General features: G+C 23.6%; 1 pseudogene. It reads left to right on the plus strand.

What is annotated here, in order from left to right:
- Nucleotides 1-81 precede the first annotated feature (81 nt).
- Nucleotides 82-314, plus strand: a pseudogene (locus tag A9G44_RS13715) (MmcQ/YjbR family DNA-binding protein); the annotation flags it as partial.

Below are 314 nucleotides of genomic sequence, written 5' to 3' on the forward strand. Positions count from 1 at the left end.
TATAAGGCTTAATTAGTATGTTATATATTAAATAAGCTGTTTATATTATTGTATTAGATTGGGTGAATTGAAAAAGAAAAAATGACAATAAGCTTTAAGAATAAATTAATTGAATATGCTCATACTTTGAATAATATTCAAATTGACAACCCTTTTGAAAATTATCCTAACTATCAGGTTATTAGACATAAAACTAATGCTAAATGGTTGGGGTTAATTATGTCAGTGGAAAAGAATAAGTTAGGTCTAAATTCAAAAGATATGGTGGAAATAATTAATGTTAAATCTGATCCTGAATTAATTTCTATAATAAA

Origin of the sequence: Gilliamella sp. Occ4-3 (assembly GCF_001690675.1) — a bacterium.
Taxonomy (GTDB): domain Bacteria; phylum Pseudomonadota; class Gammaproteobacteria; order Enterobacterales; family Orbaceae; genus Gilliamella; species Gilliamella bombi.